Genomic DNA, 26,068 nt, shown 5'->3' on the forward strand with positions numbered 1-26,068 from the left:
GCCCTGCGATCGTTTTTGGAATTGACCGCGCGGACTGTTCCGCGATCTCCAACGCCAGGTTCGGCCATTCGACGGGCCCGACGACTGGCCCATGGGTGAACAAGTGACGATCCAGAAAAATTGGCAAGAACTTATTCGACCGAATAAGCTGCAGGTGACGCCGGGCTCGGACGCGAGCCGGTTCGCCACCGTGGTCGCCGAGCCGCTCGAGCGCGGCTTCGGCCAGACGCTCGGCAACGCGCTGCGCCGCATCCTGCTGTCCTCGCTGCAGGGCGCCGCGGTGCAGTCGGTGCATATCGACGGCGTGCTGCACGAGTTCTCCTCGATCGCCGGTGTCCGTGAAGACGTCACCGACATCGTCCTCAACATCAAGGACATCTCGATCAAGATGCAGGGCGAAGGCCCGAAGCGCATGGTCGTGAAGAAGCAGGGTCCGGGCGCCGTCACTGCCGGCGACATCCAGACCGTCGGCGACGTCACCGTGCTCAATCCCGACCTGCAGCTCTGCACGCTGGACGATGGCGCCGAGATCCGCATGGAGTTCACGGTCGCGACCGGGAAGGGCTATGTCGCCGCCGAGCGCAACCGGCCTGAGGATGCGCCGATCGGCCTGATCCCGGTCGACAGCCTGTTCTCGCCGGTCCGCAAGGTCTCCTACAAGGTCGAGAACACCCGTGAGGGCCAGATCCTCGACTACGACAAGCTGACCATGACGATTGAGACCAACGGCGCGATCACGCCGGAGGACGCGGTGGCCTATGCGGCGCGCATCCTGCAGGATCAGCTCAACGTGTTCGTCAACTTCGAAGAGCCGCGCAAGGAAGTCACGCAGGAGATCATCCCCGATCTCGCGTTCAATCCGGCGTTCCTCAAGAAGGTCGACGAGCTCGAGCTGTCGGTGCGTTCGGCAAACTGCCTGAAGAACGACAACATCGTCTATATCGGCGACCTCGTGCAGAAGTCGGAAGCGGAAATGCTCCGCACCCCGAACTTCGGCCGCAAGTCGCTGAACGAGATCAAGGAAGTGCTGGCGCAGATGGGTCTGCACCTCGGCATGGAAGTGCCGGGCTGGCCGCCGGAGAACATCGACGAGCTCGCCAAGCGCTTCGAGGATCACTACTGAGAATTCGTCATTCTGGACGTCGCGAAGCGGCGATCCGGAATTTCGAGATTCCGGGTTCGGCTCTGCGAGCCGCCCCGGAATGACGTCCGGGCGAACGCAGGCAGCCCACCTGAGCAACATGTCCGACGAACCGTCGCGGCAGATCACAAAGTAAGGAATAGACAATGCGTCACGGCAAGGTTCATCGGAAGCTCAACCGCACCGCCGAGCACCGGCGTGCGATGTTCGCCAACATGGCGGCAGCCCTGATCAAGCACGAGCAGATCGTCACCACGCTGCCGAAGGCCAAGGAGCTGCGGCCGATCGTCGAGAAGCTCGTCACCCTCGGCAAGAAGGGCGGTCTCGCCCTGCGCCGCCAGGCGATCTCGGAGCTGCGCGACCTCGACCAGGTCAAGAAGCTGTTCGATACGCTGGCGACCCGCTACAAGGACCGCCAGGGCGGTTACACCCGCATCATCAAGGCCGGCTTCCGCTACGGCGACAACGCGGCGATGGCCGTGATTGAGTTCGTCGACCGCGACGTCGATGCCAAGGGCCAGGACTCCGGTCCGACCCAGGGCAAGGAAGCCGAGGCGGCGTAACGCCACTTCACCGAGGCGGCTAGACCGCTCTCGAGCCAGGTTTCGAAGACGGCGCCTTCGGGCGCCGTTTTCATTTTGCGCGGCGTTCCATCCCAGTGGTCGTCCTGGCTTTCGCCAGGACGACCAGATGTCTTCAAGTTCCTCACGCGTCGGTGAGGTGCAATTGCTATGCGTGATCCCACGCCCGATATCTCCATTCACATCAATGGAGATGACAAATGAAAATCGACCTTTCCGGAAAGACCGCGCTGGTGACCGGCTCGACCGCGGGCATCGGCAACGCGATCGCCAGGGGGCTGGCAGAAACCGGCGCCGATGTCGTCATCAACGGCCGCAGCCAGGCCAAGGTCGATGCAGCGGTTGCCGCGATCACCAAGACGGTGCCGGGCGCCAAGGTCCGCGGCATTGCGGCCGACGTCTCGACATCGGCCGGTTGCAAGGCGTTGCTCGCGGCGCTGCCCGAGGTCGACATCCTCGTCAACAATGCCGGGATCTTCGAGCCGAAGCCGTTCTTCGACATTCCCGACGAGGATTGGAGCCGCTTCTTCGAGGTCAACGTGATGTCGGGCGTGCGGCTGTCACGCGGCTACATGCAGGGCATGCTGAAGCGCAATTGGGGCCGCATCGTCTTCATCTCCTCGGAATCCGGCCTCAACATCCCGACCGAGATGATCCACTACGGCACGACCAAGACCGCGCAGCTTGCGATCGCGCGCGGGCTCGCGCAGCTGACCCGCGGCACCGCGGTCACCGTCAACTCCGTGCTGCCCGGGCCGACGATGTCCGAGGGCGTCGAGACCTTCGTCAAGGATCTCGCCCAGCAGAACGGCCAGTCGGTCGAGGAGGCGGCCTCCAACTTCGTCAAGCAGCACCGGCCGACCTCGCTGTTGCAGCGCTTTGCCAGCACCGAGGAGATCGCCAACCTTGTCGTCTATGTCTGCTCGAAGCAGGCGTCCGCGACCAACGGCGCCGCGCTGCGCGCCGAGGGCGGCATCGTCAACACGATTGCCTGAGGTGCGGCCATGTCAGCCTATGTGATTTCCGAGGTCGACCGGAGGGATGCCGCGGGCTTCGAGGCCTATCGCGCGATCGCCGCTAGAGCGTTTCACATTTTGACTGAAGCATAACCGGCGTTTGCGAAGTAGTTTGCGCATTCGCGAGGCTGGATGTCCTGAACGAGGTGACCGATGTGGCGCCAAGTGTCTTCGACGGTGCGCCTCTGAGCCTGCCGCATCCAGTGTTTGATCTTGGAGAAGGCCTGTTCGATCGGGTTGAGGTCGGGCGAGTATGGCGGCAGGTACCAGAGCCTGGCGCCAGCAGCCTGGATCATTTGCCTGACAGCTTTCGACTTGTGGCTTCCGAGGTTGTCGAGAATGACGATGTCGCCTTCGCGCAGGGTTGGCAGGAGAAGGTGCTTCACATAAGCGCAGAAGCATTCGCCGTTGATCGGGCCGTCGAAGACGCAGGGTGCCGTGAGTTGGTCATGGCGGAGCGCGCCGAGGAATGTGAGGGTACGCCAGTGACCGTGCGGGGCGAAGCCGCGCAGGCGTGCGCCCTTGGGGCCCCAGCCCCGCAAAGGGGCCATGTTGGTCTTGATCCAAGTCTCATCGATGAAGACGAGCCGGCCCGGATCAAGTCCGGCCTGCCAGGATCGCCAACGCTGGCGCCTACGAGAGACGTCGGCGCGCGCTTGTTCGAGGGCGAACAGTGTTTTTTTTGAACCGCAGCCCTTCCCGGCGCAGGAACAGCCAGACCGCGTTGTGTGAGACCTTGACCCCACGAGCTGCCAGTTCCGCCTTCAGACCATGCAGCGTCAGGTGCGGCGTCTGAATGATCCGCTCGACAATGAAGGCACGATGCGGATCAAGCAAGGGCTTGCGGTGACCGCCCATCTTGCCGGGCGCAACCGAGCCGGTCGCCCGCTGCCGCTGTGACCACTTCACAACCGACGAGACCGCAACACCAAACCGTTCCGCCACAGATCGGCAGCTCTCGCCCGCCAAAACCGACGCCACCACACGCTCGCGAAGATCCAGGGAAAGAGGTCGGGTCATGCGATGCTGGCCTCCAATCCAGTCAGCATCTTGAATCACAAACCGCCAAAAACCGGAATCCCCTCCGATTCAGTTAAGCAATGAAATGCTCTAGGTCGTGTGGACACTTACCGCATCCAAAGGACGATGGCTGCGAGAGTGACGACGGCGCGATAATTTCGGGCGGTCTTTTCGAAGCGGGTTGCGACGCGGCGGAACTGCTTGAGCTTTGAGAAGCAGCATTCGACGAGGTGACGCTGGGCATAGAGGTGCTTGTCCAGCGGGTATTTGAGTGCGCGTGACGGGTTGTTGGGGATGACGGCGAGCGCGCCCTTGGCGGCGATGGCTTGGCGCAAATGATCGGCGTCATAGGCCGTATCGGCCATGACGACCTCGGCAGGTAGTCCCTCGATCAATGCGGCAGCTTGCGGTGCATCGCCCTGCTGGCCTGCGGTCAGCGCGAACCGTACGGGACATCCCAAGCCACGAACGGCCATATGTATCTTGGTGCTCAGCCCCCCGCGCGAGCGGCCGATCGCCTGATCTTCAGACCCCCTTTTTTGGCGCCGGCGGCGTGCTGATGCGCCCGGACGATGGTGGAATCGACGATCAGATATTCGAAGTCCGGATCATCGGACATCGCCTCGAAGATCCGCCACCAGACGCCCTTGATGCTCCATCGACTGAAGCGCCGGAACACGCTGTTCCAATCCCCGAACGCCTCCGGGAGATCACGCCAGGGAGAGCCCGTGCGAACAATCCAAAGTACACCTTCCACGAACATCCGATTGTCGCGCCCAGTGGAGCCCTTCTGGTCGGGGCGACCTATGATCAGCGGCGCCATCCGCTCCCAAGCCGCGTCGCTCAATACCAAACGGTCCATCACACCCAAGACTGCCTCCCCAAAAGCAGTCTTGAATCTGATTTGCGCCTAAAAGGGAATCCTTAGAGTCCACACCACCTAGGGCCATCGCGCAGTACGGCGGGCGCTATCTGGTGCGCGGCGGTGCTGCGGAGGCCGTCGAAGGCGGGCCGCCGCCGAAGAACATCATCGTCGTCGAATTCCCGTCGATGACGCGGCTGCGCGAGTGGTACGCATCGCCGGAATATGCCGAGGCGCTCAAGCATCGGCGGACCGCACTGGACCGCAGGCTGATCTTCGTCGAAGGCGTGCCGCCGAGCTAACCCTTGCTAACCCTTGGCGCCGTCGAGAAACTCGCTGAAGCCGGCCGCACGGTAGGGGCCGAAGCATATCTGCTCCAGGACGCCAATACCCGTCCGGTCGCCCTGGCGGGCGCGCACCACCTGTTGCACGTGCACGTTCTCGCGGGCCAGCGGGTCGAGCGTGACGGGATCGAACGACTCGCCGCCGATCTCGAGCTCGCCCTTCCACATGCCCTGGCCCCATTGCGGATGGCCGTAGCCGAGGCCCTTCATCTGGAATTTCAGGATCGGATCGAGCGCGATGGTCAAGGTGTGGCCGTCGATGTCGACCAGGTCGATTTCGGCTGACTGCGCAAGGCGCGTGTTCGGGACGTATTTGACGCGATGCCGCGCGGTTGCCATGCGGCGGTCGCGCCCATCGACGACGCCGGGGATCTCGGCTTCGCTTCGGTAGAGCGGCGCGGTGATGCCCTCGCGGACCAGCGCCTCACCCTGCGTCCCGTCGAAAAAGATGGCGTGCGAGATGTGGTCGTCCCAGACCAGCGGGGCCCAGAGGAAGAACACGTTCGGCGGCGGCATCGGCGCGCCGCCGACATCGCGTTCGCCGACATTGCGAACGCCCCAGGAGCGATCCTTGGTGCCGTAGCACGTGTGCTCGTCGACCTTGATCTCGCCATCGGGGTGGCGCACGACGCCGCTCCAGCGGCCGAACTGGTCGAACCGGGTCGAATCCATCGCGCGGCGGTCGCCGGACCAAAGCGTCTGCCGTGCTTCCTGGATCGCGGCCGTGCGCGCGGAGAAGGTCAGGTCGCAGGCGAGACCCGTCGCATTGTCGTCGAGCACGACCCGCGTCCGCCGCATCGGTTCGATGACCTCCAGCCTGAACGGGCCGACCTGCATCTCGGTGCGCTCGAGCGGCGCCCGCCGCGAACCGTAGAAGCAATGCTGCCGTCCGCCACGCTCCACGACGCTGAAGGCGCAATCGAGGATCTTGCGGTGCGGGTAGATCGCGATGCCGATGCCGAAATAATACGCGCCGTCCGCGGTGTAGCCGTTGAACCAGGTTCGGTCATAGACGTTGCGGTCGCTGGTCGAGGGAACCGCGATCGGCTCCGGCGTCTGGTGGATGGGGAAGTCGTCCAGTTTGTTGAGCACGCCGATCCCTTTCGCTGTCTTGACGCGTTGTCTTCACGGGAATCATTTCGCCCGATCGCGCTTCAGTCCTGCCAGTATGAAAAACTGTCGTGGTCCAGCGCTTGCGCGCAGGCGCCACGGGTCATTTTCAGGAACAGCGCGTCGCCCCGCTCGGAGCGCTGGACGCTGAGCGCCGAGACGACGCCCATCATGATGCCATGCAGCGTGTAGCGCCGGTAATCCCGCCAGCAATCATCCCAGCCATAATCCCGCACGCCGCGCCGGATCAGCTCGGAATGATAGAACCGCACCAGATCGGCTTCATGAAGCCGCCGCTCGGACGGATCGACGCCGGCCGACAGGAAATAGGCGACGTCGACGATGCCTGGCCCCACCGTCAGCGTCTGCCAGTCCAGCGTCGCCATCGGACGAGCGTTGCCGCGCACCTCGAACAGCATGTTGTCGAGCCGGAAGTCCGCGTGCTGCAAGGTTCGCGGCACCGATCGATCGGACTGGTAGCGCGGTATCGCGTCCGGAAGCCGGTCGATCAGATCCAGGAATTCCGGCTCGATCACGCCGTGATAGCGCTCCTTGTAGTGACCGATGATGGCGGGCAGCACCGCGCGAAGATCCCTGCGCCGGCTTGCGGCGAACACGAAGCATTGCACCGCGTCGAGCGTTGGGTCGTTCCATCGCGGCGCATGCAGCGCGGCGGCCTCACGCATCGCCGTCAGGCAGTCCGCGATCGCGCATCCGGCGAGCTGGTCGCCCGGGCGTGCGGGCGCCAGGTCTTCCAGGATCAGCGTGAAGTCGTCGGTCGCAGGATCGATTTCGGCGAGGATCGGCCGCGGGGTGTGAATGTCGACGGTGGCCGCCAGTTCGCGATAAAAGGCGACCTCGCGGATGTAGAGCGTGTGCGCGGAACCGGAGCGGCGGCTGTCGGGATCTGCGGCCGGGAATTTGCCGACGACGCTTGAGGGCGCGTTCGGCTCATCGCCGTCATAGGTCAGATGAAATCGATAGCTGTCGCCGACGAGGCCATTGCCGACCGGCTTGCAGACGAGTTCGACGACCTTCACCTGGTCGATGATACCGGCTGCGCGCAGCGCCTGCGTCATCCACTCCGGATCGATCCGCGACGGATCGGCCGTGAGCAAACTCATCGGTTTCCTCCCATCCCCGTATTTCCCCTTGGGGCGTCACCACCGTTCCGGCCGCGTCTCGCGCGGCCGGATTGAGGACGGGGTGATCGTTGCGCAAATTATACAGGCGATGTCAGGGCTTTGGCAAAGCCACGCGCCAGTCTGTGGGGATATCTCGCGAGTTGGCAGGGCGGGTTAGCGTCGGCGTAACCCGTCGTTCGCAGAGCGAAATGATGGTGGGTTACGCTGCGCTAACTCACCCTACGCATCGGGGCTACCAGCCCTCCAGCACGATCTTGCCGCGCGACTTGCCGCTTTCCAGCAGCGCATGGGCGCGCTTGAGGTTGGCGGCGTTGATGGTGCCGAAGGTCTGGTCGAGCGTGGTGCGCAGCGCGCCCTTGTCGATCAGGTCGGCAACGTCGTTGAGCAGATGATGCTGCGCGATCATGTCAGGCGTCTGGAACGATGAGCGCGTGAACATCGATTCCCAGTGCACCGACACCGCCTTGCCCTTGAACACGGCGACGTTGAATTCGGCGGGATCGTCGATCAGGCCGAACTTGCCCTGCGGCGCGATGAAGTCGGCGATCGACTTGTAGTGCTGGTCGGTGAAGGTGAGGCTGGCGACGAGGCCGACCGGCGGCAACTTCAGCTGCTCGATCTGCTCCTTCATCGGCTGCGAGTGATCGATCACCGCATGCGCACCGAGATCGAGGCACCACTTCTGAGACTCCGGCCGCGTCGCGGTCGCAATCACGGTCAGCCCGGTGAGGCGGCGCGCGAGCTGGATCAGGATCGAGCCGACGCCGCCGGCGCCGCCGGTGATCAGCAACGTGCGCGGATCGAGGCTCTTGCCCGGCACCGCGCCGAGCCGGTCGAACAGCAGCTCCCACGCGGTGATCGAGGTCAGGGGCAGGGCGGCGGCCTGCGCGAACGAGAGCGATGCCGGCTTGTTGCCGACGATGCGCTCGTCCACCAGATGAAATTCCGAATTGGTGCCCTGGCGCTGGATCGAGCCCGCGTAGAACACTTCATCGCCAGGCTTGAAGAGCGAGACGTCGGGCCCGACGGCGTCGACCACGCCGGCAGCGTCGAAGCCGAGGATCTTGTAGCCGTCGGTCGGCGCCGCGCGCTTGCGCACCTTGTAGTCGACCGGGTTGGCCGAGATCGCCTTCACCGCGACGCGAATGTCGCGCCCCTTCGGTTCTGGCTTGGCGATTTCGAAATCGACGAGCGAATCCGCCGCCTCGATCGGCAGCGATTTTTGGTATCCGACGGCCTTCATGCCTGGTCTCCGTGGTGGGCGATTGCCTGCCGTCTTACCTGTCGCGCTGGCGTCGTTTTGGCAAGTACTGTAAAATCAGGGAACTAGTCCCTGTTTGTATACTATTGGGAAATTACCAATGAAACGGAAGAATTTCGCGCGCCGGCCGGGCTGCGCGGTCGAGGCGGCGCTCGACCTGATCGACGGCAAGTGGAAGGGCGTGATCCTGTATCACCTGCAGGCCGGCACCCAGCGCTTCGGCGAGTTGCGGCGGCGAATGCCCGGCATCACCCAGCGCATGCTGACCAAGCAGCTGCGGGCGCTCGAGGACGACGGCCTCGTGACCCGCAAGGTCTACGCCGAGGTGCCGCCGCGGGTCGAATACACGCTCTCCGAACTCGGCGAGAGCCTGCGTCCGGTGATCGATATTTTGAAAGCCTGGGGCGAGGGCCATCAGGAACGGCTGTCCTGCGCGCCGGTGCCGGAGGTCGTTGTGAAGAAGTCGAAGCGCGCGGCCTGACAATTTGTAATGAAGAAGGCCGGGAGCGGCGTGTCGCTCCCGGCCATTGTTATCGGCGCTGATCAGATCGCGTCAGAACGCAACCTGCGTACGCAGCGCGACCGCGTCGAACTTCGAGCCGGCATCCACAGGCGATGTCGCCGAGGCCTGCTTGGCGATGTCGCCGTGCAGGTAGTTCAGCATGAAGCGGACGTTGTTGTTGACGTACCAGTTCAGCGCGGCGGTGTAGACGGTCTGCCGTCCGCCCGCGATGCCGACGGCCTGGCCGACCTGGTCGTTGAGATTCATCGTGCTGACGCGGCCGGCAATTTCCCACGCGCCCATGCCGCCGCCGGCAAGCGAGAACGGATCGTGCGGCTTGATACCGCCATAGGAGGCCGTTGCCGGATTGTAGGCGTGGTTCTCGCCGGTCAGCACGTAGCCGACCTGCGCGTAACCGCCGTCGAATTTCAGGCTCGGCGCGCCGAACGGCGGCAGCCCGGTATTCGCAGAGCGGTCGACATTGAACCAATAGTACTCGCCTTGTGCGATGAACGGGCCGTAGGTCGCTGCCGCCTCGACGCCGTAGACCTGCGCGCCCGAGACGTTGGCGATCGCACCGGTCGAGATCAGCGTCGTCGGGTCGATGCGCAGCTCGGGCCGGTCGTTCAGCGTGAGCGTCTGCGCCTGGGTGAGCTGGTTGCGCGGCGGCTGAACCAGCCATTCCGCATCGGCGCCGATATGCACCGAGTAGTTCTTGCCGCTGATCGGATTGCCGGCGACGCGGATGACACCGCCATACTGCTCGGACGTGCCGGCCGGCGCGGCTGACGACGCGGAGTGAATCGCGCCCGTCGTCGGTCCCGTGACATAGCCGCCGACCCAGAGCTGGTCGTTCCACCAGCGGGTGCCGGCGCCCGAACGGAAGTCACCGGCCGCGATGTTCTGTGCGATGATGCCGACCGAGGCGCGCTCCATGAACAGGATGTCGTTGGAGCTCGTCGATTCGTCCAGCGTCCACGGGATGTCCATGATTCCGCCTTCGATCGCCATCTTGCCGCCGAATGGCCTGAAGCCGGTGAAGCTCAGATAGGCATTCTCGACGCCGGAGGTGCCGCCGCCGGGCAGCGATCCCGGTGCCGCACCGCCGAAGCCGTCGGACGAGCCGCCGAAATCGTAGATCAGCGCGTAATTCCAGTCGCCGAAGAATTTGCCGACGATGCCGATGCGGGCGCGGCGCAGGTTCTCGCCGCTGTCGAGCTTCTGCGGCGAGGTGGCCGCGGTGTTCGGACGATAGTCGTAACCGCCGACGTCCCAGTGCACGCGGCTCGTGATCGCGACGCAGTTCTGTTCGTCCGCGGTGCAGATCGTCGGCCGGTTGTTCGGCATCGTCACCACGACGCCCGACGGCGCGATCGGGCCCTTGACCGGGATCGCGGCGTTGGCGCTTGCGACCCGCGCGGCCTTGGCATCCGCCGCCTTCGCGTTGGCATTCGCGCTGGCTGCGGTCGCGGTATTGGCATTGGTCTGCTTCTGCAGCTTGTCGAGCTTCTGCTCGAGCATCTTCAGCTGCTGTTTCAGCAGCGCGATCTCCGCGTCGCTGCCGCCTCCGGCCGATTGCGAATAGGCCGGCGAGGCGGCGAGCGCCCCTGCAAGCCCTATGGCGATTGCACCAACTTTTGTCGCACCCATTGTGCACCCCTGTTGTGTTTGAATTCCCCACTCACTCACTGAAACGTCCTAGGAGTTGATCGTGACTGACGCACGACAGCGCCGCCTGGCATCGCGGTTCCGCTTGTTGTCCGCAGGCAACAAGCGGATCGACGCAGTGAGACGACAGTCATCATAGGGGCCTGGTGGCGCGCTTCAACGCGGCTTCCGGCGGTTTTGCACTGGTCCGGCGGGGGGCCAGTTATCCGGCCGGGCGCCCTTCAATTGCCAGGCGAACACGCCTATATTCCGGCGTTTCCACGAGAGGTGAGAATGCTCCGACCAATCCGCTTCGCTGCCATATCCGCTCTGTGCACATTGGCTTTCATGGGGAATCCGTCCCCGTCCGCGGCCCAGGATCGCCGCGTGCCGTCCTCGCAGGCCGAGCTCCAATTGTCCTATGCGCCGATCGTGCAGCGGGTGCAGCCGGCGGTGGTCAACGTCTACGCCGCCAAGATGGTGCAGAACCGCAATCCGTTTCTGGACGACCCTATCTTCCGCCGCTTCTTCGGCGTCCCGGGGCAGCAGCCCGAGCAGATGCAGCGCTCGCTCGGCTCCGGCGTGATGGTCGATGCTTCCGGCCTCGTGGTCACAAACAATCACGTGATCGAGGGCGCCGACCAGGTGAAGGTTTCGCTCGCCGACAAGCGCGAATACGAGGCCGAGATCGTGCTGAAGGACAGCCGCACCGACCTCGCCGTGCTGCGGCTGAAGGAAACCAACAGGGAGAAATTCGCGACGCTCGACTTCGCCAATTCGGATCAGCTGCAGGTCGGCGACGTCGTGCTGGCGATCGGCAATCCGTTCGGCGTCGGCCAGACCGTGACGCACGGCATCATCTCGGCGCTGGCGCGCACTCAAGTCGGGATCACGGATTATCAATTCTTCATTCAGACCGACGCGGCGATCAATCCCGGCAATTCGGGCGGCGCGCTGGTCGACATGACCGGCCGGCTCGCCGGTATCAACACCGCGATCTTCTCGCGCTCCGGCGGTTCGCAGGGCATCGGCTTCGCGATCCCCGCCAACATGGTGCGCGTGGTGGTGGCCTCCGCCAAGAGCGGCGGCAAGGCGGTGAAGCGGCCATGGCTTGGCGCGCGGCTGCAGGCCGTCACGCCGGAGATCGCGGAGACGCTCGGGCTGAAGCTGCCGACCGGCGCGCTGGTCGCCAACGTCGCGCCCAACAGCCCGGCGGCGAAGGCCGGGCTCAAGCTGTCCGACCTGATCGTCGGGATTGACGGCACGCCGATCGACGATCCCAACGCGTTCGACTACCGCTTCGCGACCCGCCCGCTCGGCGGCAGCGCGGAGATCGAAGTGCAGCGCGCCGGCAAGCCGGTGAAGCTCACCGTGCCGCTGGAGACCGCGCCCGATACCAACCGCGACGAGATCGTGCTGACCGCGCGTTCGCCATTCCAGGGCGCCAGGGTTGCCAACATCTCGCCGGCGCTGGCTGATGAGCTGCATCTCGACGCCGGCGCGGAGGGCGTCGTCGTCACCGAGCTCGCCGATGACGGCACGGCCGCCAATGTCGGCTTCCAGAAGGGCGACATCATCCTTGCGGTCAACAATGAGAAGATCGTGCGGACCAGCGACCTCGACAAGGTATCGAAGGCGGGGTCGCGGATCTGGCGCATCACGCTGGTGCGCGGCGGCCAGCAGATCAACGTGACGCTCGGCGGATGAGCCCCAAGCAACCGCGGGACGCGACGAACCTGTTCGCTGCGGCGGGGATGGAGCAGGACGCGCCACACCCGCTGCCGGACCGGCTGCGCCCGCGTACGCTGGCCGACGTCGTCGGTCAGGATCACATCCTCGGCCCCGACGGCGCGCTGACCCGCATGCTGGAGACGCGCACGCTGGGCTCGTTGGTGTTCTGGGGACCCCCCGGCACCGGCAAGACCACCGTGGCGCGGCTTCTGGCCGATGCCACTGAGCTGCATTTCGAGCAGATCTCCGCGGTGTTCTCCGGCGTCGCCGACTTGAAGAAGGCGTTCGATGCCGCGCGGGCCCGGCGCGAGACTGGCAAGGGCACGCTGCTGTTCGTCGATGAGGTGCACAGGTTCAATCGCGCGCAGCAGGATTCCTTCCTGCCGGTGATGGAGGACGGCACCGTGGTGCTGGTCGGCGCCACCACGGAGAACCCGTCGTTCGAGCTCAACGCGGCGCTTCTATCGCGTGCCCGCGTGCTGGTGTTTCACTCGCTCGATACGGCTGCGATCGAACGGCTGTTTGCCAATGCCGAGAAGATCGAGGGCAAGACCCTGCCGCTCGATCCGGAAGCACGCGCCGTGCTGGTGCGGATGGCCGACGGTGACGGCCGCGCCTCGCTGACGCTCGCCGAGGAGGTCTGGCGCGCCGCGCGCAAGGGCGAGGTGTTCAACGCCGAGCAGTTGCAGGCCATCCTGCAACGCCGCGCGCCGATCTACGACAAGTCGGCCGACGGCCACTACAACCTGATCTCGGCGCTGCACAAGTCGGTGCGTGGCTCCGATCCGGATGCGGCCTTGTATTATCTCGCGCGCATGCTCGATGCCGGCGAGGACCCGCTGTTCCTGGCGCGGCGCGTTGTACGCATGGCCGTCGAGGACATTGGTCTTGCCGATCCGCAGGCGCTGGCGGTCTGCAACGCCGCCAAGGATGCCTATGATTTCCTGGGCTCGCCGGAGGGCGAGCTCGCGATCGCACAGGCCGTGGTCTATCTCGCCACCGCGCCGAAATCGAACGCGGTGTACACTGCGTTCGGCGCTGCGATGCAGACCGCGAAGCAGGGCGGCTCGCTGCTGCCGCCGAAGCATATTCTGAATTCGCCGACGAAATTGATGAAGTCGGAGGGCTACGGCTCCGGCTATCAGTATGATCACGACGCGCCCGACGCGTTCTCCGGCCAGGACTATTTCCCGGAAGCGCTGGGCCGCCAGACCTTCTACGATCCCCCCGACCGCGGCTTCGAGCGCGAGATCCGCAAGCGGCTGGATTACTGGAACAGGCTGCGCAAGGAGCGGGGCGGGAGCTAGAGCAAGACGAGATTAGGCTGCGGCCGCGAATAACGCGTGTTCCCGTTCCGGCCCGCAGCGCGGGAGCGTCCGTTGCAGAAGCCCGCAAATGCCATATGCAACAGCTTTGGACGAGGAACACTTGCGCGCGATTTCGGAATATTAGAAATATATCCCTGAATTGCCCGACGTGTCAAGTTGCTTGTCGAACGCCGGCCGCCGCCGGCTACTTTGCATGGGGTTGTTCTCGATATTTTGGTAGAGCCCGCTGCGACGGCCCATAATTTCATATTGCTCTCGCGCGTCACTTGACGCTTTTCACGAACTCCAGAATCTCATCCGTCAGCCGCGTGTCCGGCGTGTTGATCGCGTAGACCTCCGACATATGGCTGTGCTGCGGCAGCATGAAGCTGCGGACGCAGCCGCTCGGCCGCTTGCAGCCGGCCTGCTTCATGAGCTCGAACTGTTCGACGAAGCGCGGCGGATCGAGCTCGGCTGCGGTGATCAGAAATGGAATCGGACTGGCGACCAGGCCTTGCAGCGAGGAGCGTTCGGCGTAGCGCGAGGGGTCGGAGCCGTAATAGGCGAGCTCGGCGTCGCCGGCGGGCGAGGCGGTCAGATCGTAGATGCCCGACACCATGATCGCGCCGGCAAGGCCGCCGCCCGTCACCTTGTGGAATTCGCTGTGCGAGACATAGCTCGCGACATGGATCGCGCCGGCCGACTGGCCCATCAGGAAAATACGGCTGGGGTCGCCGCCGCGGGAGCCGATGTTCTCCGCGACCCACTGCACGATGGCGCCCATGTCTTCGGCGCCTGCCGGCCAGGGAAAGGTCGGCGCCAGGCGGTAGGTGGCATTGACGCCGACAAAGCCGCTCTTGGCGGCCCACAGCATGACGTTGTCGTAGAACGGGCTGCCGGGGTTGCGCTTGCTGCCGGCAATGAAGCCACCGCCATGGATGTAGATCAGCACCGGCCGGGCCGCCGCCGACGCTAGGTCCGGCGTGAAGATGTCGAGCAGATGGCGGTCGGCAGGGCCATACTTGACGTCGCGTTCGACCTTGACGCCCTGGTAGGGCTCCTTCTGCTGCAGCGGTGCGTAGAGCGCGGCCGTCTTGGGCGGGTCGATGACGCGGCCGAGTTCCAGGAGCTTCCAGGCCAGATCTTCCGGCATCGGGCCTTGCTGGGCCAGCGCCGGTCCGGAGAGCATCAGGGCCGCCGCCACAGCCGATACCGCCAGTCTCATTCCAAGCCCCCTTCCATGGCTCCCCACGATTGCCGCAGGCGGCCGAACATGGCCGATGTTGCGCCGGATTTGTACCGATTTCGCCGTGACGATTCGCGGCATTTGCGCTACCCACGGGCTTAACTTCGGAGTTGCAACCCCATGAGCCGCCGCGTCAAGAGACCTCTCCGCCCAGCCGGCGACCGCGCCAAAGGCGCGCGTCCCCATCGCGGCCCGGCAGCCGAGCGGGGGCCGGCGCATCGTGCGGGCGGCAAGCAGGCGGTGCGCCTTGGCGACAAGCAGCGGGCGCCCAAGCCATTCGTGCCCGAGCCGGAGAAGAGCGTCGCCGACCCGCCGCCGCTGCCGACCAAGGTGCAGACCGTGGTGGTGACGGCGGACGAGGACAACATGCGCGTCGACCGCTTTCTCGAGGCGCGTTTCCCCGGCCTGTCGTTTTCCCACATCCAGCGCATCGTTCGTAAGGGCGAGTTGCGCGTCAACGGCAAGCGTGCGGACAGCAAGGACCGGCTGGAAGAAGGGCAGAGCGTCCGCATTCCGCCGCTGCGGCTCGATACGCCGAAGGCAGCTGCTAGTCTCTCCGAAGCGGCGAAGAAGACCCTCCAGGATCTCAAGGACATGATCCTGTTCGAGGACGCCGACGTGATGGTGCTGAACAAGCCCGCAGGTCTGGCGGTTCAGGGCGGCTCCGGCATCACGCGCAATGTCGACGACATGCTGGAGGTGATGCGCGACGCCAAGGGGCAGAAGCCGCGGCTGGTGCATCGGCTCGACCGCGAGACCTCGGGCTGCCTGCTGATCGCCAAGACGCGCTTTGCCGCAACCGCTCTGACCGGCTCGTTCCGGCATCGCTCCGCGCGCAAGATCTACTGGGCGCTGGTCGCCGGCGTGCCGAAGCCGAAGCAGGGCCGCATCTCGACCTATCTCGCCAAGGAGGAGAGCGAGGAGGACAGCATCATGCGGATCGCGGCGCATGGCGACGAGGGCGCCAGCCACGCCGTGACCTACTATGCCGTGGTCGAAACCTCGGCGACGAAGCTCGCCTGGGTGTCGCTGAAGCCGGTGACCGGGCGCACCCATCAATTGCGCGCCCATATGGCGCATATCGATCACGCGATCGTGGGCGATCCGAAATACTTCAACAAGGAAAACTGGCAGCTGCCGGGCGGCCTGCAGAACCGGCTGCATCTGCTCGCCCGCCGCATCGTGATTCCGCATCCGCGCGGCGGCGTGATCGATGCCACCGCGCCGCTGCCGCCGCACATGCTGCAATCCTGGAATCTGCTCGGGCTCGAGGCCGACCGCTTCGACCCGATCGAGAACGCGCCCGAGGAGTGACGAGGCGGGGGCGCTGCCTCCATATCCCTCGCGTACAGCAAGAACGATCAAATCGCGCCGCGCACAGCCTCTATGTTGCCGCGCGCCGGACCGTTGCCGGCGTGAAATCCTGAAAGAGGCCGTCATGACCGGGACCTGGCTACGCGTCGCGCTTGTTCTCATTGGTTTGGCCGCCACCTCGGTGGCGTCGAATGCCGAGACCGTGGTGCTCCGCGGCGGCACGCTCTACGCGTCGGCCGATGCCGCCGCGCTTCCTGATGCCGTGATCGTGATCTCGGACGGCGTCATCAGCGCGGTCGGAAAATCCGGCGAGGTCGCCGTGCCCTCGGATGCACGGGTGATCGATTGCAGCGGCAAGACCGTTGTTGCCGGGTTCTGGAACAGCCATGTACATTTCACGGAACGTGTCTGGCGCAATGCCGGCGCAGCGCCGGCCGCGGTGCTGACGCAGCACATGCAGGAGATGCTGACGCGCTGGGGTTTCACCACGGTCTGGGATCTCGGCTCCGATCCAAACAACACGCTGCCGCTGCGCAAGCGCATCGCGGCGGGCGAGGTCGCCGGTCCCACCATCCTGCTCGCCGGGTGACCGACAAAGAGCCCGCCGCGAAGCGGGATTTGTCAATTTGCGAAGATTGGCTCAAAATGAAGGCCCGCATGGTAGGATGACGAATATGCGCCAAGCCTTCCCTGCGTTATGCGCCATCGATCGTCCGTTGCGCGGACGGCTAGCCTCTGCGAGTTAGGGATGGCTTATCGGCTGCGCCCGGTCGATCTGCTCGCAGTCGAGAGCGATCGCGATTTCCTCACGATCAACCCCGCCGGCTTTATTCCCGCACTGCAGGACGGCGAGACGATCATGGTCGAATCGATCGCTATTCTTGAGTACCTGCTTGCCCGCCACGGCTCAGGTTCGCTTGCGGTTGCCCCTGATGATCCCGCCTTCGCGTCCTATCTGCAATTTCTCCACCTGGGCGAGGCGGGGCTCGCCGGGCCGATGAACGCCGTCATTGTCGGTCGCCAACTGGCGCCTGCAGCCGAGCGAGATGCCCGGGTGACCTGCTGGGCACGCGAGACCTTCGAGAGCCGGCTGGGGTTGGTTATCCGCCGACTCGCGGATTGCCCTTATCTCGCCGGCGACCGATTCACTGCTGCCGATATCTCGGTGAGCTACGCCCTCCTGCTCGGCCTGCGAACCGGCAACTACGTCCCCGGTTCGACCGAGCGGGACTATCTCGCCCGCACGACGGCACGCCCAGCCTACGTCCGAGCGATGGAAAGCTGCCAGGCCACCAAGGCCTGGGCGGCGAGATCACCGGGATTGTAGTGCTCGCTTCATCGGAGCGGCCAAGCGAGTGGAGTAGCACTGCGTAAGCCGTGTACTCATTGAGCGGCGGGCGCCTGATGTCTGCTTAACCGCAACAGCGGCCGAAAAGCGCACATCTCCCGAGATCGCCGAGGGGCCACAATCGGAAGTCTGCCAAATGTCATTCTTGATCCTCGTCGAGCAAACAAGAAAGACCGCCTCGCAGCGGTCTCTCCGAGTCTAACCGATGCTCGGTCAAGCAACTCGCTTGAACGCTTCCCGGGCAGCCTCATTAGCGCGATCGAAGGCAGTTCGCGTTTCCGTCAAAGCCGCCATGAGTGCGGACCATGACTGGGTCCCCGCCTGGCTCAACTTCTCGAGTTTTTTCTCCGCCTCGACTGCATCGGCGTTCATACGCTTAACGGCGGCGTCGATATCGCCCCGTCGCTCAGAAGCGAATTTCTTGGCATCGCTGCCAAGCTTGTCGGCTGCTTCGCGCCACGCTTTCAATTGGGCATCGGCTTGAAGCTTGAACGTCGCCTGCTGGTGCTCGATTTGCTTGCCGAAGCCTTCGACATATTTCCTGACCTCGGCCTCGAACAAGCGCCAGTCAGCCTCCAGTTTTGGTTTGGCCTGGATCCAGGCCGCCTCGTTCGCTTCCGACTGCTTCTTCATGGTGTCGCGGAAGTCATCACGTTGCTTGCGCAGGTCAGCAAGAACCTTCTTGGCCTTTTCCCGGACATCGGCCTGCACCTCGGCAGCCTTGCCCTCAAGCGAGGTCACCGTTGCGTCCATTTCATCGAGACGCTCCTTGGCCCAATTTGTAAAGAAGTGGATATTGCTTTGCGTAACCATTTGCTCGTATCCATGATTGCCGGATGGCGCCGCCCCATGTTGCTGATTAACATGCCGCACCAAGCTAATTTTTGATGTGAGTCAATTTCAAACTTAAGAGCGTGCGCGATCTGACCTGACTTCGCCCAAGAAATTGCGAGGTCCGAAATGGATCAAACTCCGATGTCGGAGGTGCAAAGCGCGGCACTTCCGAGAAGGGCCAGTTAGTCTTCAAATTGAAACTGTTCCATGCCAGAACGAGTTTAACCGAACAGGTGGGCAAGCCAGAATGCAGCTGCGGCGGCCAATCCGCCGACCAGCAAGGTTTGGCCCGCAGACACAAGCCGGTTGAGGCCGGTAAAGTGTCCCTTCACGCCTCCAAAAACCAGAAGCGCAACGCCCGTTGTCAGCACCGAGATTTTCAACGCTTCTGTCAAATTGCTTGTCAGCATATAGGGGAGCAGTGGAATCAGACCGCCCACTAGATAAGACACCGCGATTGTCGCCGCACTGATCGGGGCGCGTTTTGGATCCGGCTTCTCCAGTCCGAGCTCGAACCGCATCATGAAGTCGATCCAGCGCTTACGATCGGACGTGATGGAGCTCACGACACTTTCAAGTGCGGCCCCGGACAGTCCGTATCCGGCAAAGACTTCGCGAACCTCTTTGAGCTCGAACTCGCGCTTGTTGTCGACTTCCCAGCCCTCCCGCGACAGCTCCGAAGCGAAGTGCTGGGCATCAGTGCGGGCCGCGAGATAACCGCCAAGGCCCATTGCGATCGCGCCGGCGGCGATTTCGGCGAGCCCGGCAGTTACGATCACCGATGTATTGGAAACGGCCGCAGAAAGTCCGGCCGCCAGCGCGAATGGCACAGTCAGTCCGTCGGCCATGCCGATGACGACATCCCTAACGGTCTCGGTCGCCATGAAGTGCTTTTCGACATGCGAAATAGTAGGCATTGTGTGGCGGCCCTTTGATCGCAACGTCGATTTATGCTCAACGAAGGCTCGTTCGAATAGCACGCCAAAGCGAAGTAGTTTTGAGAGTCATCAACAGGGGCAACAGTAAAGGTGCAGCATGTAATCTCAGATGCTCAACACACCGGAAGAGACCCAAGAGCAAGCCGGGTATGCAGACCGACCATTCGTGCACCACCTGTTGCTTGTGGTTCTCGGGGGCGCGGTCGTGCTGGCGGCCTGGCGGCTTTCCGATGTTCTGATACTCGCGTTCGGAACCGCTCTCCTGGCCCTCCTGTTGCGGGGCCTGGCCCGCTTGGTGAGCCGCTGGACACCCATACCAGAAGCCTGGGCCGTTGGTCCTGTAGTTGTGGCGCTTCTCGCGTTGTTCGGCGCCGTAGTCTGGCGCTTCGGCTCCCAGATCGCAACGCAATTTGACTTTCTTGTCGAAACCCTTCCGAAAGGCGTCTCTCGGTTCGTCCAGGAATTCGGCGCCAACCCCTGGGGCGGGTGGTTGCTCGGTCTCGCGCGCGATATGAACCTCACGAGTGCGACCGGGCAGGCCGCCGGATATATCGCGGCACTGTTCGGCTCCGTCTTGCGTGCCACCGCCTATATTGCCGTGTTGCTATTTGCTGCCGTTTATCTCGCGGCACAGCCCGAGCGATACCGTCACGGTTTGTTGCAGCTCGTTCCGCAGGATCGACGCGAACGGATCGGCGATGTGCTTGACCTCATGGGGACAACTCTCGGACGTTGGTTGATCGGCCAATCGGTGACGATGGCCTTTGTCGGCACGTTGACAGCGTTCGGTCTATGGTTGTTGGGCATTGCGGCGCCTCTGGCCCTTGGCCTGACCGCAGGAATGTTCGCCTTCGTTCCGTATGTCGGCCCGATCCTAGCCTCAGCCCCTGGCATCCTGATAGCCGCAGTGCAGGGACCGATGCCAGCGCTCTACGCCGCGGCGCTCTACGGGGGCGTCCACTTTGCGGAGGGCAATCTGGTCACGCCGCTGGTTCAAGCGGAAGCCGTGGAACTTCCACCAGTTCTCACGCTGTTCGCAACCGTGGTTTTCGGTTTGCTGCTTGGGCCCGTCGGCGTGCTTCTGGCAACTCCGCTCATGGTCGTGATACTGGTCCTCATCAACACTCTTTATCTCGAAGATGTGCTTGGGGAGCCGCGGGCCTGGCCATCAGTTCGTAAAGGCGACGATTAGCAGCCGTAACGTCACTTCTTGTCGTGCCGACGTCGTCACTGTCCGAGCAGGCGCGGAGCGTATGCGCCAACCCATGCTGCCGATATGACCAGGAGCAGCCCCGGGATCAACCGCAATGCGAAAGGTCGCCCGCCTGTGGTCCACGCGACGATGATCTTACTCAACGTGTTGGTCGAAAGCGCAGCGAGGATGGGAGATACAGCATCGGCTGGACTCATCTTTCCTGATGCGACCAGCGAAGCAATCGAAACAGCCGCCGAATGCGTGTCCGCGAAACCCGCCAGTGCGGCGCCGACAATCACACCGGTCTCGCCGAACTTCTCGCGCAAGGCAGCCGAGATAACCAGGATCCCGGACAAGGTCGCCGCCAGGATGATTGCGGATAAAAAGCTAAAGGCGTGCCCGGGCTCAGAATCAATTCCCTTCCTCCCACGCAGGCCCTTAATGGTGAACACTGCACCGTAGGCAGCCGCTGCCATTCCCGCGCAGAGCAGCGGAATCGATAGTTCCCGTAGTACGACTATGCTTGTAGGCGCGAGGACCGCACACATCTGCACGATCGTCGCCACCGTCGATAGAACCGCTGCTGCGACCGCAGCACCAAGAATGCCCGGGGTTGTCGTCGCTCGAGTGCCCATGGCGCCAATCGTAGCGATGCTGGAGACAAAGCCCGATGCCAGGCCCGCGACGGCCAGTCCAAACCGGTCGCCCAGGATGCGGACCGCAATATGCCCTGCAGCGCCTATCGCCATCATGAGGATGACGATGAGCCAGATCGACCGCGGGTTGAGTGCTGCATAAGGTCCCATCGGCTGGTTGGGCAGCAGCGGCAGGACCACCAGCGTAGCGCCGGCGAAAATCAGGCCGTCTGTTACTTCGCGCTCGGTGAGCACCGAGCGAACGAAATGATGCAGTTGCGTTCGTGAAGCCAGCAGGACGGCCAGCGCCACGGCCACGCCAGCCGCCAATGCCGGCTGGCGCATCGAAAGCCCCCCGAGCAGGACGGTTAGAACTAGCGCGATCTCACTTGTGAGGCCGGGGTCGTCGCTGCGAGATCGGAAATACGCAACCGCAGTCAATATGATCGCACCTGCCGTTGCGACCGCCAGAAGGATTTCACCGCCAATCGCAAAGCTGACGGCACCGGCGAGCGACGTCACCGCGAAGGTACGTATTCCTGCAGGTGATCGTGAGGGTCCTTTACCTTTTCGACGCTCGCGCTCGGCGCCAATCAAAAGCCCAATCCCCAGAGCCACCGAAAGGTTCACGATCACTGAATCAAGGATCGGCATGTGAGCCTGTCCTCAGGCCATTCGGCGCTGGGATCGGGTCATCAACGTCACGGCTTCGCGCCGGGTATCATCCGAGCCAGCGTGCGATCTCCGAAAACCCAATGATGGACCAGAGCGGCTGCGGCATGCAAGCCCCCTACAGCCAACAGACCGTGTGCGAGCAACTCGTGGGCTTCCTTCACGCCTTCAGCGAAAGCCCGATCGCGCGGCCATGGCGATGCGATATCGACAATTCCGAATATTGATAGGCTGTCGCCGCGCGCGAACTGCAGAACGATTCCCGCGATGGGAACGGCTAACAGCAAGACATAAAGCGCAAGGTGCGCCAATTTTGCCCCCAACCCGATCCAGTCCGCGAACAACCATTCGCCAAAGTACGTCCAGTCGGCAGGCGGCGATGGATCGACGAGCCGCCACAGCAAACGCAAGACGGTCAGCGCAATGACCAATAGCCCGGCGGTCGCGTGAATATATAGCCCCAAAGCTCTGCTCGCGCCTCGCGGCAACTCGTCGCCTAGCATTCCCAGCGTCCATGCCAACAACACGAGTGCCACCGCCGTCCAATGAAGGCACTGTGCAATCAGCCCATAGCGCGTTGCCGAATTGAATATTTGCATGACTATCACACTCGCGGGGCGCGTGAACCTACGATGTCGCGCTAATCAATCGAGCGAGTCATCTTCAATAGTTAATTTTTACAATCGATTGGTGGCAACGTCGTTGATTCAAATCAATCACCCAAGGCAGCGCCGCTCAGGAATGGGATCTTAGCGGCTTAAACAGCTACGTTCCCCCCGTCGGCACGGGCTCATTGAGCCTGCCGAGCCATGCTGGCGTACAAAGCTGCTGGACTTCCGCCGGGGAGCCGATAGGGTCGGCCCGACCGCAGCCGGACGCTGGAAGCATGCCGGGTTTAGGGCTCAGGTACATCCTGCTTTTCACGATATTGGTGTTCGCCGCCGTCTCGTGGGCGCTCATCTATTTCTTCCCGGCGCCTCCCTCGACTGTCACGATCGCCACCGCCTTCAAGGGCGCCAGTTTCGATTATTACGGCCGCCGATACCGGGAGAAATTTGCAGTCGCCAAGGTGAACCTGGAACTGCATGCGACCGAAGGTGCGCTGGAGAACCTGAAGCTGCTACACGATGCCGGCTCGGGAGTTCAGATCGCGTTCGTCACGGGCGGCGTCGCGGAGCCCGACAGCCCTTCCGGCCTTCTATCGCTCGGCACGATCGATTACCTGCCGATCTGGTTGTTCTACGTCTCCGGCGAGCGCCTTGAGAAACTGTCGCAGCTCAAGGGCAAACGCGTCGCCGTGGGACCTGTCGGAAGTGGTACCCGCTTCAGCGCTGAAAAAATACTGGGCAAAGGCGGCATCAGCGCGGAGAACGCGACCTTCGTCCCGATCGCGGGAGACAAAGCTGCGCAAGCACTGCAGGCCGGCGAAGTGGACATCGTATGGATACTTGGCTCGCCAAATGCGTCGGCCGTGCAATCTTTGCTGCGCAGTCCGAAGGTCCGACTCATGAGCTTCCCCATGGCCGAAGCGTTCACCCGGGTGATTCCAAGCCTCGTGCGGTTGGACCTTCCAGAAGGGGTCATCGACATCGCTGAGAATATTCCGGCTCATGACGTTGCGCTCATCGCGACAACCAGCAGCGTGCTGGTCCGCAGTGACCTGCATCCGGAAATCGTCAGCCTTCTTCTCAGGACTATGCAGGAGATCCATGGTGCGCCTGACATATTCCAACGCGCCGGCCAGTTTCCCATGGCAAGCGACCCGGATTTCCCGATGGCCGCGGCAGCAGTGGATTTTTACAAGAACGGCCCCTCCTTTCTGCAGAGGCATCTGCCGCTCTGGCTGACCGTTCACGCGCAAAGAGCGATCGCTGTGCTGGTGACCGCAATCGCGATCGGGCTGCCGCTCTTCCGATATCTGCCCGCAGCATACGAGTGGCACATCCGCAGACGCCTGCTCTATTGGTATGGCCAGCTCAAGACGCTGGAAGTCTCCATCGAACGTGACCAAAGCAGCAAGGATCAGGTCGCTATGCGAGCGGCGGTAGACAAGATCGAAGAAGCAGTTAGCCACATCCGTTTCCCGCTCGGCTTCGCAAACCAGGTTTATGATCTGCGGGGCCATATCGATATTGTCCGCCGCCGCTTGGCCGCACAAGCAGACGCGCCGAACAACCAAGAGATCAAGGAGGCGCCACTCCGCGCGCCTCGGCTCTCCGATGCAGACCTCCGAGACCGGCCGCACCAATTGGGCGGCACCGGGGCGTGACGTTTCCAAGGGAGCTTCTGTTGCGACCTGTCTTGCGCTTCATGGCACCCAAAGAGCTCTGGCTTTTTGTGCAGATCGCCAGCCGCAACAATTCCGGTTCGGATCAAACCCGACAAAACTCAAGGTGAGCATGATGCGTCCGCTTCCGGGCACATCGCGACCACCCCCCGTCGGCACTGGCTCATTGAGCCTGACTGCCGAGCCATGATTCAAATCTTTGACCGAAGCGGGCCGAATCATGCGCTACGAACTCTACGACGAGGAATGGACTGCCATTTGGCCGATGCTGCCAGCCGCGCGGCGTACCACGGGTGAATGATCGTCGCGTCGTCTGAGCGGCGTCAGTCCGGGACGCCGGACGCCTTGAGGGTTTCACGATAAGTCGCGGACATCGCTTCCACCGGGAAGGGGATCCGCGTCAGAAAACCGGAGATCGTGAACTCCGGATCGACCTTGAGCAATTCGCGCGCGATCTGGGTCGCGCGCTCGTTGTCGCCGGTCTTGACCAGCGCGACTGTCAAGACGCGGAGTGCCACCGCGAAGCGCCGGTTCTGCGCCAGCGCCTTGTCGGCCCATGTCACCGCTTCGGCAAAATTGTTGTCGAGCACAGCGCAGATTGCGAGCGCCGCGGAAGCGAACCAGCCGCGTGGGTCGCGCGGGTTCAGCCGCTGCGCGCGCTCGATCTTCGCCCGGCCAGCCTGCTGGTTGCCGCGCATCGCCTCGATCCAACCGGAGAGGACGAGCGCCATCGCCGAGTTCGGGTTGATCGCAAGCGACCGCTCGAACAATTCGTGCGCGGGTTCGATCTCGTCGGCCATGTTCCAGATCGCGAACGCCGCCATCCACAGCACCTGCGGGTCACCGGGGGCGAGCTCGACCGCGCGCCAGGCTTGCGCGACCGCGCGTTCCCGGTAGGCGTCGTTCGGCTTCAGCCAACCCTGGACATGACGCATGGCGTGGCAATAGGCCGACGCTGCCAGCGCCGGCGCGTAAGCCGGATCGAGCGCCAGCGCCCGGTCGAGGCAATCGAGCGCGGCTTCCATGCTCTCGGGCGTGAACTCGTACCTCAGACTGTACGCGCGCAGCAGCAGGTCGTAGGCGTCGAGCCTGTCGGGCGGCGCCGTCCGCACGCGCTCGGCTTCGGCGACCAGCAAAGTCGGCTCGATCGCGCCGACCACGTTCTCGGTGATGCAATCCTGCAGGTCGAACACGTCGGTCGCCGCGCCGTCGAACCGGTCGGCCCACAGATGCGCGCCGGAGACGGCGTCGATCAACTGGCCGGTGATGCGCAGGCGGTCGCCGCCGCGGCGGACGCTGCCTTCGAGCACGTAGCCGACGCCGAGATCGCGCCCGACCTGGCGGATATCGACCGCCTTGCCCTTGTAGGTGAAGGCGGAGTTGCGCGCGATCACCGTGAGGCGGCTGCAGCGCGCCAGCGCGGTGGTGATGTCCTCGGCGATCCCGTCGGCGAAGTAATCCTGCTCGGGGTCGCCGCTCATATTGGTGAAGGGCAGCACCGCGATCGACGGACCCTCGCTCGGCCGCGGCGGGGCGGCCTTGTCCGCAGCCGGATGATCGGGGGCGCTGTGCTCCCTGACATCGCCGACGAAGCGGAGGCCCTTGCGGGGCAGGGTGCGGATCAGCCGCTGCTCCTCGCCATTGTCGCCGATCGCGGTCCGTGCCGCATTGACCCGGCTGCTCAGCGTCGCCTCCGAGACTATCCGCCCGTGCCAGACCGCCGCCAGCACCTCGTCGCGGCTGACAACGCGGTCGCGGGCGCGGATCAGGAACTCGAGCAGGTCGAAGACCTGCGGCTCGACGGCCACCAGCGTATCGCCGCGGCGCAGCTCCCGGCGCCCGGAATCGAGGGTCAAGTCGTTGAAATGGTAAGTCAAATCCGATAGTCCGGCGGCCGGCGGCTGAATCCGGGGCGGAACCTAGCACAGGCGG

At 63.7% G+C, this 26,068-nt stretch carries 24 protein-coding genes; 12 read left to right on the forward strand and 12 right to left on the reverse strand.

The genetic code is table 11. The features are described from left to right. Positions 1 to 91: 91 nt before the first annotated feature. From HAP47_RS17765 to HAP47_RS17775, 3 genes are all read left to right on the forward strand, one after another. Positions 92 to 1,123: a DNA-directed RNA polymerase subunit alpha gene (locus HAP47_RS17765; RefSeq protein ID WP_092114981.1), complete on the forward strand. Its 1,032-nt coding sequence runs from the start codon at positions 92 to 94 to the stop codon at positions 1,121 to 1,123. A gap of 164 nt (positions 1,124 to 1,287) precedes the next feature. Beyond that, a complete protein-coding gene (gene rplQ, locus HAP47_RS17770; RefSeq protein WP_173637150.1) occupies positions 1,288 to 1,704 on the forward strand; it encodes a 50S ribosomal protein L17 in 417 nt (138 codons plus the stop codon). A 218-nt stretch (positions 1,705 to 1,922) separates the two neighbouring features. Next, a complete protein-coding gene (locus HAP47_RS17775; protein ID WP_173637149.1) occupies positions 1,923 to 2,717 on the forward strand; it encodes an SDR family NAD(P)-dependent oxidoreductase in 795 nt (264 codons plus the stop codon). A gap of 92 nt (positions 2,718 to 2,809) precedes the next feature. Here HAP47_RS17775 and HAP47_RS17780 read toward each other — a convergent pair. Together HAP47_RS17780 and HAP47_RS17785 are read right to left on the reverse strand one after the other, a co-directional pair. Beyond that, positions 2,810 to 3,758 (reverse strand): IS630 family transposase gene (locus tag HAP47_RS17780; RefSeq protein ID WP_173637148.1). Its coding sequence is split into 2 segments (ribosomal slippage): positions 2,810 to 3,421 and positions 3,423 to 3,758, totalling 948 coding nucleotides; the frame shifts between segments, so codons are not numbered across the junction. A 107-nt stretch (positions 3,759 to 3,865) separates the two neighbouring features. Next, positions 3,866 to 4,629 (reverse strand): IS5 family transposase gene (locus HAP47_RS17785; protein ID WP_173637509.1). Its coding sequence is split into 2 segments (ribosomal slippage): positions 3,866 to 4,291 and positions 4,294 to 4,629, totalling 762 coding nucleotides; the frame shifts between segments, so codons are not numbered across the junction. Between the two features lie 77 nt (positions 4,630 to 4,706). Here HAP47_RS17785 and HAP47_RS17790 point away from each other — a divergent pair. Next, the gene (locus tag HAP47_RS17790; protein ID WP_173640443.1) at positions 4,707 to 4,922 is read left to right on the forward strand and encodes a DUF1330 domain-containing protein; all 216 of its coding nucleotides are present in this window, start codon (positions 4,707 to 4,709) and stop codon (positions 4,920 to 4,922) included. Between the two features lie 6 nt (positions 4,923 to 4,928). On the opposite strand, the gene HAP47_RS17795 is transcribed toward HAP47_RS17790, so the two are convergent. The 3 genes from HAP47_RS17795 to HAP47_RS17805 all read right to left on the reverse strand — a co-directional run bounded on the left by HAP47_RS17795 (position 4,929) and on the right by HAP47_RS17805 (position 8,462). Further along, a complete protein-coding gene (locus tag HAP47_RS17795; protein WP_173637147.1) occupies positions 4,929 to 6,056 on the reverse strand; it encodes a hypothetical protein in 1,128 nt (375 codons plus the stop codon). Between the two features lie 62 nt (positions 6,057 to 6,118). Continuing rightward, on the reverse strand, positions 6,119 to 7,198 hold the full coding sequence (locus tag HAP47_RS17800) for a phosphotransferase (RefSeq protein WP_173637146.1): 1,080 nt from the start codon (positions 7,196 to 7,198) through the stop codon (positions 6,119 to 6,121). Between the two features lie 253 nt (positions 7,199 to 7,451). Then, positions 7,452 to 8,462, reverse strand: coding sequence for a zinc-binding alcohol dehydrogenase family protein (locus tag HAP47_RS17805; RefSeq protein WP_173637145.1), 1,011 nt, complete (start codon positions 8,460 to 8,462; stop codon positions 7,452 to 7,454). Between the two features lie 118 nt (positions 8,463 to 8,580). On the opposite strand from HAP47_RS17805, the gene HAP47_RS17810 reads away from it, so the two are divergent. Next, complete coding sequence (locus tag HAP47_RS17810) at positions 8,581 to 8,961, forward strand: winged helix-turn-helix transcriptional regulator (RefSeq protein ID WP_092114975.1); 381 nt, start codon at positions 8,581 to 8,583, stop codon at positions 8,959 to 8,961. A 72-nt stretch (positions 8,962 to 9,033) separates the two neighbouring features. Here HAP47_RS17810 and HAP47_RS17815 read toward each other — a convergent pair whose 3' ends face one another. Further along, positions 9,034 to 10,632, reverse strand: a complete 1,599-nt coding sequence (locus HAP47_RS17815) for an OprO/OprP family phosphate-selective porin (RefSeq protein ID WP_173637144.1) — start codon at positions 10,630 to 10,632, stop codon at positions 9,034 to 9,036. Between the two features lie 345 nt (positions 10,633 to 10,977). Here HAP47_RS17815 and HAP47_RS17820 point away from each other — a divergent pair, with 345 nt between their 5' ends. Together HAP47_RS17820 and HAP47_RS17825 are read left to right on the forward strand one after the other, a co-directional pair. Then, positions 10,978 to 12,336, forward strand: coding sequence for a DegQ family serine endoprotease (locus HAP47_RS17820; protein ID WP_173637143.1), 1,359 nt, complete (start codon positions 10,978 to 10,980; stop codon positions 12,334 to 12,336). Next, a complete protein-coding gene (locus tag HAP47_RS17825) occupies positions 12,333 to 13,667 on the forward strand; it encodes a replication-associated recombination protein A (RefSeq protein ID WP_173637142.1) in 1,335 nt (444 codons plus the stop codon). Before HAP47_RS17820 ends, HAP47_RS17825 begins: the two co-directional genes overlap by 4 nt. A 283-nt stretch (positions 13,668 to 13,950) precedes the next feature. On the opposite strand, the gene HAP47_RS17830 is transcribed toward HAP47_RS17825, so the two are convergent. Next, a complete protein-coding gene (locus tag HAP47_RS17830) occupies positions 13,951 to 14,892 on the reverse strand; it encodes an alpha/beta hydrolase (protein ID WP_173637141.1) in 942 nt (313 codons plus the stop codon). A gap of 141 nt (positions 14,893 to 15,033) precedes the next feature. Here HAP47_RS17830 and HAP47_RS17835 point away from each other — a divergent pair, with 141 nt between their 5' ends. From HAP47_RS17835 to HAP47_RS17845, 3 genes are all read left to right on the forward strand, one after another. Beyond that, positions 15,034 to 16,227, forward strand: a complete 1,194-nt coding sequence (locus tag HAP47_RS17835; RefSeq protein ID WP_173637140.1) for an RluA family pseudouridine synthase — start codon at positions 15,034 to 15,036, stop codon at positions 16,225 to 16,227. 124 nt (positions 16,228 to 16,351) lie between these two features. Then, on the forward strand, positions 16,352 to 16,816 hold the full coding sequence (locus tag HAP47_RS17840) for an amidohydrolase family protein (protein WP_173637139.1): 465 nt from the start codon (positions 16,352 to 16,354) through the stop codon (positions 16,814 to 16,816). Positions 16,817 to 16,975: 159 nt separating this feature from the next. Next, entirely contained in the window at positions 16,976 to 17,554 is a 579-nt protein-coding gene (locus HAP47_RS17845; RefSeq protein ID WP_231168921.1) for a glutathione S-transferase family protein, read from the forward strand. A gap of 234 nt (positions 17,555 to 17,788) precedes the next feature. Here the strand turns inward: HAP47_RS17845 and HAP47_RS17850 are convergent, their stop codons facing one another. Together HAP47_RS17850 and HAP47_RS17855 are read right to left on the reverse strand one after the other, a co-directional pair. Then, the gene (locus HAP47_RS17850; RefSeq protein ID WP_173637137.1) at positions 17,789 to 18,388 is read right to left on the reverse strand and encodes a hypothetical protein; all 600 of its coding nucleotides are present in this window, start codon (positions 18,386 to 18,388) and stop codon (positions 17,789 to 17,791) included. A gap of 242 nt (positions 18,389 to 18,630) precedes the next feature. After that, entirely contained in the window at positions 18,631 to 19,326 is a 696-nt protein-coding gene (locus HAP47_RS17855; protein ID WP_173637136.1) for a VIT1/CCC1 transporter family protein, read from the reverse strand. 130 nt (positions 19,327 to 19,456) lie between these two features. On the opposite strand from HAP47_RS17855, the gene HAP47_RS17860 reads away from it, so the two are divergent. Continuing rightward, complete coding sequence (locus tag HAP47_RS17860; protein WP_173637135.1) at positions 19,457 to 20,539, forward strand: AI-2E family transporter; 1,083 nt, start codon at positions 19,457 to 19,459, stop codon at positions 20,537 to 20,539. 35 nt (positions 20,540 to 20,574) lie between these two features. On the opposite strand, the gene HAP47_RS17865 is transcribed toward HAP47_RS17860, so the two are convergent. Then, positions 20,575 to 21,831 (reverse strand): MgtC/SapB family protein, encoded by a 1,257-nt coding sequence (locus tag HAP47_RS17865; protein WP_173637134.1) that lies wholly within the window; start codon positions 21,829 to 21,831, stop codon positions 20,575 to 20,577. Positions 21,832 to 21,878: 47 nt separating this feature from the next. After that, positions 21,879 to 22,448 (reverse strand): cytochrome b, encoded by a 570-nt coding sequence (locus HAP47_RS17870; protein ID WP_173637133.1) that lies wholly within the window; start codon positions 22,446 to 22,448, stop codon positions 21,879 to 21,881. 287 nt (positions 22,449 to 22,735) lie between these two features. On the opposite strand from HAP47_RS17870, the gene HAP47_RS17875 reads away from it, so the two are divergent. After that, complete coding sequence (locus HAP47_RS17875; protein WP_173637132.1) at positions 22,736 to 24,118, forward strand: TAXI family TRAP transporter solute-binding subunit; 1,383 nt, start codon at positions 22,736 to 22,738, stop codon at positions 24,116 to 24,118. A 341-nt stretch (positions 24,119 to 24,459) separates the two neighbouring features. Here HAP47_RS17875 and HAP47_RS17880 read toward each other — a convergent pair whose 3' ends face one another. Beyond that, positions 24,460 to 26,013: a winged helix-turn-helix domain-containing tetratricopeptide repeat protein gene (locus tag HAP47_RS17880; protein ID WP_173637131.1), complete on the reverse strand. Its 1,554-nt coding sequence runs from the start codon at positions 26,011 to 26,013 to the stop codon at positions 24,460 to 24,462. Positions 26,014 to 26,068 lie beyond the last annotated feature (55 nt).

Source organism: Bradyrhizobium sp. 41S5 (genome assembly GCF_011516665.3).
Lineage (GTDB): Bacteria > Pseudomonadota > Alphaproteobacteria > Rhizobiales > Xanthobacteraceae > Bradyrhizobium > Bradyrhizobium quebecense.

What these genes read in the sequence shown, in the direction of transcription:
- HAP47_RS17820 (WP_173637143.1), top strand. Translation starts at nt 10,978, where the DNA reads ATGGGGAATCCGTCCCCGTCCGCGGCCCAGGATCGCCGCGTGCCGTCC.
- rplQ (WP_173637150.1), top strand. Translation starts at nt 1,288, where the DNA reads ATGCGTCACGGCAAGGTTCATCGGAAGCTCAACCGCACCGCCGAGCAC.
- HAP47_RS17875 (WP_173637132.1), top strand. Translation starts at nt 22,736, where the DNA reads ATGCCGGGTTTAGGGCTCAGGTACATCCTGCTTTTCACGATATTGGTG.
- HAP47_RS17855 (WP_173637136.1), bottom strand. Translation starts at nt 19,326, where the DNA reads ATGCCTACTATTTCGCATGTCGAAAAGCACTTCATGGCGACCGAGACC.
- HAP47_RS17870 (WP_173637133.1), bottom strand. Translation starts at nt 22,448, where the DNA reads ATGCAAATATTCAATTCGGCAACGCGCTATGGGCTGATTGCACAGTGC.
- HAP47_RS17840 (WP_173637139.1), top strand. Translation starts at nt 16,352, where the DNA reads ATGACCGGGACCTGGCTACGCGTCGCGCTTGTTCTCATTGGTTTGGCC.
- HAP47_RS17860 (WP_173637135.1), top strand. Translation starts at nt 19,457, where the DNA reads ATGCTCAACACACCGGAAGAGACCCAAGAGCAAGCCGGGTATGCAGAC.
- HAP47_RS17835 (WP_173637140.1), top strand. Translation starts at nt 15,034, where the DNA reads ATGAGCCGCCGCGTCAAGAGACCTCTCCGCCCAGCCGGCGACCGCGCC.
- HAP47_RS17765 (WP_092114981.1), top strand. Translation starts at nt 92, where the DNA reads ATGGGTGAACAAGTGACGATCCAGAAAAATTGGCAAGAACTTATTCGA.
- HAP47_RS17815 (WP_173637144.1), bottom strand. Translation starts at nt 10,632, where the DNA reads ATGGGTGCGACAAAAGTTGGTGCAATCGCCATAGGGCTTGCAGGGGCG.
- HAP47_RS17810 (WP_092114975.1), top strand. Translation starts at nt 8,581, where the DNA reads ATGAAACGGAAGAATTTCGCGCGCCGGCCGGGCTGCGCGGTCGAGGCG.
- HAP47_RS17850 (WP_173637137.1), bottom strand. Translation starts at nt 18,388, where the DNA reads ATGGTTACGCAAAGCAATATCCACTTCTTTACAAATTGGGCCAAGGAG.
- HAP47_RS17845 (WP_231168921.1), top strand. Translation starts at nt 16,976, where the DNA reads ATGGCTTATCGGCTGCGCCCGGTCGATCTGCTCGCAGTCGAGAGCGAT.
- HAP47_RS17865 (WP_173637134.1), bottom strand. Translation starts at nt 21,831, where the DNA reads ATGCCGATCCTTGATTCAGTGATCGTGAACCTTTCGGTGGCTCTGGGG.
- HAP47_RS17830 (WP_173637141.1), bottom strand. Translation starts at nt 14,892, where the DNA reads ATGAGACTGGCGGTATCGGCTGTGGCGGCGGCCCTGATGCTCTCCGGA.
- HAP47_RS17805 (WP_173637145.1), bottom strand. Translation starts at nt 8,462, where the DNA reads ATGAAGGCCGTCGGATACCAAAAATCGCTGCCGATCGAGGCGGCGGAT.
- HAP47_RS17825 (WP_173637142.1), top strand. Translation starts at nt 12,333, where the DNA reads ATGAGCCCCAAGCAACCGCGGGACGCGACGAACCTGTTCGCTGCGGCG.
- HAP47_RS17800 (WP_173637146.1), bottom strand. Translation starts at nt 7,198, where the DNA reads ATGAGTTTGCTCACGGCCGATCCGTCGCGGATCGATCCGGAGTGGATG.
- HAP47_RS17775 (WP_173637149.1), top strand. Translation starts at nt 1,923, where the DNA reads ATGAAAATCGACCTTTCCGGAAAGACCGCGCTGGTGACCGGCTCGACC.